The 5583-nt window shown below is 66.7% G+C and carries 2 protein-coding genes; both read right to left on the minus strand.

Annotated elements, in window-relative coordinates; translation table 11 throughout:
- The coding region (locus A5678_RS24335; RefSeq protein WP_304528371.1) for a type I polyketide synthase at nt 1-1709 on the minus strand (1709 nt) is incomplete at its 3' end.
- 53 nt (nt 1710-1762) lie between these two features.
- Nucleotides 1763-5583: SDR family NAD(P)-dependent oxidoreductase (locus tag A5678_RS24340; RefSeq protein WP_156747069.1), on the minus strand; the 3821-nt coding region annotated here is incomplete at its 5' end.

The raw sequence follows: 5583 nt of genomic DNA on the forward strand, positions 1-5583 counted from the left end.
GCGAAGGCGGGTTCGTCGGTGAGCAGTTGGTGGGCCATGCCGGTCCATTGCGATCCTTGACCGGAGTAGACGAACACGGTACCGCTGCCGCAGGGTTCCTCGTGCGGGCCTACCACGCCGGGGGCGTGCTGGCCGTGGGCCAGCGCGCTGAGCCCGTGGCGGGCCTGGTCGTGATCGCGGGCGCACACGGTGGCGAACAGTCGGTGGCGGGCGCGGTGGTGATTGAGGGTGTGGGCGATCTCGGCCAACCCGACCTGGGCGCCGGGCCCGGCCATCCACTCGGCCAACACCGCGGCCATCGAGGCGATACGCTGCGGTGTCTTACCCGAGACCACCAACGTGCTCACCGGCGGATCCGGCTGAGGCTTAACCGGTTCCCTGGCCGGCGCCTGCTCGAGCACCACATGCGCATTGGTACCGGCCAAGCCGAACGAAGACACCCCCGCCCGCCGTGGACCGCCATCGCCCGGCCATCGCGTCGTCGACGTCGGGATGAAGAATCTGGTCGCCGACGCGTCGATGGCCGGATTGAGCCGGTTGAAGTGCAGGTTGGGCGGGATCTCCCCACGCTGAAGCGCCAACACCGCTTTGATGAAACCCGCGACGCCGGCCGCGGCCTCCAGATGACCCAGGTTGCTCTTCGCCGCGCCCAAGGCGCAGGGCGCCTCTCCGCGCCCATAGGTGGCCGCCAACGCCTCGAACTCGATCGGGTCGCCCAGAATCGTTCCGGTGCCATGGGTTTCGATGTAGTTCACCGAGCTCGCGGGCACCTCCTGAGCGCGCAACGCGTCGGTGATCACACCACGCTGCGCCAATACATTCGGGGCCGTGATGCCGTTCGACCTGCCGTCCTGGTTGACCGCTGAACCCCGCACGACCGCCAGCACCCGATCCCCGTCACGCTCGGCGTCGCTCAGCCGCTTGAGCACCACCACGCCGCAGCCCTCGCCGCGCACAAATCCATCCGCACGCGCATCGAACGACTTGCAGCGCCCCTCCGGGGACAGTGCCGAGTACTTGGATAGGGCGATGCTGGTGAATGGCGACAAGTTGACCTGTGTTCCGCCGGCCAGCGCCAGATCGCTCTCCCCCAGCCGCAGACTCTGACACGCCAAGTGCACCGCCACCAATGACGACGAGCACGCCGTATCCAGTGCGACCGCGGGACCCCGCAGGCCCAGCAGATACGAAAGCCGCCCGACGGCCGTGCTGTGCGGAACGCCGGTGCTCAGATATGCGTCGATCTCAGCCCGACGCTCGATGTTGACCAGTGCGTAGTCCCACGTCGACAGGCCGATCATGACGCCGGTTCGTGTTCCCCCAAGGGAATCCGGGCGGATGCCGGCGTGCTCCAGCGCCTCCCAGCTCACTTCCAGGAGCACGCGCTGTTGTGGATCCATTGCCTGGGCTTCCCGCGGCGTGATCCCGAAGAAGTCGGCATCAAACTCGGCCGCATTGGCGATGAAGCCTCCCCACCGCGTGGTCATCCGCCCCGGAGCAGCGGGGTCGGGGTCGTAGAACGCGTCGACGTCCCACCTGTCCGCGGGCACCTCGGTGATCGCATCCACGCCACCCTCGAGCAGATCCCAAAAGCTCTCCGGCCCAGTCACGTTGCCGGGGAATCGGCAACCGATTCCCACCACCGCGACCGGCTCGGCTGCCGGAGAATCCGCCGGCGCGGCGGTCCCGGTCCGGATCAGCTCGCGCATAAGGAGCTGTCGTGCCTGCGGCGACAATTGGGCGGCTAGTGCGGCTAGATTCGTCATGACTCGCTTGCCCCCATCGCGGCCTCCGCCTCACTGGCGGAGGCCAAATCAGAAAGTAATTCCATGTCCGCGTCCTCCAACGCCGGTTCCACGTCGGAGGTCTCGGCAGTCTCCTCGAATCCCAATCGCTCACAGAGCGCCCCGGCGAGATCCGAGATCGTCGGGTATGCCCAGACGAGTGCGGCCGGCAGCGTTGTGCCCACGCGTGATTCGAGCCGATTCCGCAATTCCAGAGCCATGAAGGAGTCGAGCCCGAGCGAAGCCATCGCTTCGTTGTGGTCGATGGCGGCGCTCGATCGGAGTACCGCGCGGATCTCGTCGGCGATCACCGATGCCACGTGCGTGGGGCGTTCACCGTCGGACATCGCTGCGAGCTCCGCCCGGAACTCGCCACCGCCCTGTCGATCGATGGTGGTCGCGTCACGCACTTCGCTGAACAACGACGATTGAGCCGCCGCCGGGAACGACTGGAACCACTGACGCGCATCCAGGTCGAAAACCCCGGTTGCGGCACGGTCAGCGGCAAGCACACGCTGCAGTGCCGCCAAACCCAGCTCAGGCGTGATCATCGAAATTCCGAGGTTGGCGAAGGATTGCCCGCGCCCCACCTCGGCCCAAGGGCCCCAGTTGATTCCGACAGCAGGCAGACCGCGAGAGCGCCGATAGGCGACCAGGCCGTCGAGCCAGGAATTGGCGGCCGCATATGCCCCCTGCCCCGGCGAACCGAGAAGGGAAGCGGCCGAGGAAAACACCAGCCACCAGTCCAAGTCCAGGTCTGCGGTGGCGCTGTGCAGCCGCCAGCCGCCGGTGACCTTGGCGCGAAACACCTGATCGACCGCGGACTCCGACATGTTGAGCACGATCTGGTCCTCGAGAACCGTCGCGCTGTGCAGCACGCCGCGAAGACGGAATCCGGCGTCCGCAACGTGGCCTACCAAGCGTTCCGCCGTCTCCGGGGCCGCAATGTCACCCGTGACGACTTCAACCCGCATCCCGGCGGCGTTCAATTCTGAGATCGCATCCATCGTCTCGGTGCTTGGGTCCGAACGCCCATTCACCACAACGATTCCCGCGCCCTGCTCCGCCAGCCAGCGCGCGACGACAAGGCCGAGACCGCCCATGCCGCCGACGACGAGGTATCCACCGTCGCGGGCCACCGGCGGCTGCGGGGGCGGCGCGGCAATGGCATCGACAGTGCCGTCACCGGGCATCGACACAAGGATCTTGCCGGTATGCCCCCCGGAGGCCATCAGCCGGAACGCGTCGATCACGTCGTCGAAGTCGAATTCGGTTGTCGGAAGGGCCTCTAGGTCCCCGGCGGCGGCATGCGCCAGGATCTCATCGAGCATGCGGCGATAGCGCTTCGGCTGCATCCGCAGATTCAGATCCAGGTCGACCACCGAGAACGATGCGCTCTTGGCGAGTGCGGCGAGGCCCAGCGCTGCGTCGGCGTAGACATCCTTCTTACCGAGCTCGATGAACCGGCCACCCGGCGCCAGTATCCCGACACCGCGGGTGATCGCCTCCCCTTCCAGGGAATTCAGCACAACGTCGACCCCGGCGCCATCGGTGACCTCGAGTATCTCGTCGGCGAAGGCCACGGTCCGCGAATCGCCCACATACTCGGCCCCCAGCGTGGACAGCAACCGCCGTTTGGATTCTGAGCCCGCCGTGGCGTACACCCGGGCTCCGATCATCTTGGCGATGGCCACCGCAGCCAGGCCCACGCCGCCCGTGGCGGAATGGATGAGCACTCGCTCGCCGGCGGCAAGCCGCCCGACCTCGCGCAGGGAATGCCATGCCGTCAGATACGCCACCCCGAACGTGGCGGCCTCGCGGTCGGATAACGCGTCGGGCACGGATGCGACGAGATCTTCGACCGTCGTCACATGCGAACCCAATGTGCCGGGAGCCACAGCGATGACCCGTTGACCGACCTGCACGGAATCGACATCGTCGCCTACCGCGGCGACCACACCGACACATTCCCCGCCGATGACGGGCGCCTGACCATCCGACCCCGGATACAGCCCCATGGTTTTGAGCACATCCGAGAAGTTGAGTGGCGAGACCGCAACCTTGACCTCGACCTCGCCGGCCGACGGCGGGACTCGTTTGACGGCATGCACCTGGAGGCCGTCCAGCCTTCCCGCATGGTCGAGTCGTAGCTGAAAGGCATCCGGGCCGTCGACGTCGACCGCAGTACGGTGTCGGCCGGGTTCGAGCTCACCGGCGGGTGTGGTTGGCGCGGGAACCAACCGGTGGACATAGCGCCGGCCATCGCGCAGAGCCACCTCATCGTGCTCGCCGCCGGCCAGCAGCTCGTCCACCAGTGCGGCAACGGATCCGGTGCCGTCCGCCTCGACGTCGACGATCGTGGTCGTCAACTCCGGATGTTCGAATGCAAGTACCCGCGCCAGCCCGCGCAGCTCGGTTTGCGCCAAAGTCACGTGGTCCTCGGCCTGAAGCTGCTGGGCGCCCCGGGTGACGATCCACAGCCGCGGACTGTTCCTGGCCCCGACGCGCGAGATCGTCTTGACCATGTCGGCGACCAGCAGTGTGCGGGTCCGAGCCAGCTCCAGTTGCGCCTGCTCGGGCAGGGACTCGTCAACATACCGGGATGGACAGACGACGACGATCTCGTCCCACGAGACATCGTGACGAGTCAGGGCCGCGCGCAGCCCGTGTTCATCCTCGGGTGAGACCCACTGGCAGCATTCCGTTCGCTCGGGCAGCGAGGATCTCAGCGCGCTCACCAAATCGTCGCTTTCGCCCGGCTGTGCGACCATCAGGATCGCACCACCGACATCACGCACTTCCTTCCCGACAACGGTGGGCTGCCAATCCAATACGAACAACCGGCTCGTCAACTCGTGGGCGCCGGCAGGAGCGCGCAATACCATCATTTCGACTTCGTCGATCTCGAGCAGCGGTTGCTGATGAGAATCGGTCAAGACGACCCGGCCGCTCAACCGATCCGGATCGTCGGCGAGGGTCAGCGAGCCGACGGCATACGCACCGTGCGCCACGTCGCCGAAAACCCGGATACCGGTGAACCGCACCGGCAGCACCACGGTGTGTTCCTGCGCGTCGTGGTCCTGCGCGTCTTGTGCGGCAAGGTCTGTCGCCGCCGTCGTCGCGCCGAGAACCTGGACTGCTATGTCGAGCATCACCGGGTGAAGCAGGAAATGACGCGCACCGCTCTTGGCGGCGGCCGGCAACGCAACCTCCGCGCGCGCGGATCCCGAATCGGTTACCGTCAGACCGACGATCCCCTGAAACGCCGGACCATGCTCCTCCCCGGCCCCGCGCAGGCGCCGGTACAGGTCCTGCGGATCCAGCTGGGCCGCCGATTCCCCCTGCACTGGGAATGGCGGTACATCGTCTGGTGCCACCACACGTTCCAGGCTGGCGGTCGCGTGGGACACCCAGCCGTGATTTCCGGAGCGGGAACGTGTCTCGACGCGGGCCTGCGACTCGTCACCGGTCAGAGTCGTCACCACCAATGTTTCTCCGGTCACGGGCATCACGTGATCCAGACGCAACTCACGGATCACCCATGACTCGCCGTCCTCGACGTCGAATGCGTCAACGGCTGCCGCCAAGGCGATTTCGGCGTACGCCGCACCCGGCAGAACGCACACCTGGTCGATGCGGTGATCACTGAGCCATAACAGATCCGGGCGAATGCGGTTCTCCCACAGCCGCCGACCGGTTGCCGGATCCGTCACGCCGATGCCCAACAGTGGGTGCGCGCCCTCAGAAACCGCGGTGGGTGTGGGGTTGATCCAGTGGTGGGTGTGGTGCCAGGGGGGGG

Source organism: Mycobacterium sp. E2733 (genome assembly GCF_001667585.1).
GTDB lineage: Bacteria > Actinomycetota > Actinomycetes > Mycobacteriales > Mycobacteriaceae > Mycobacterium.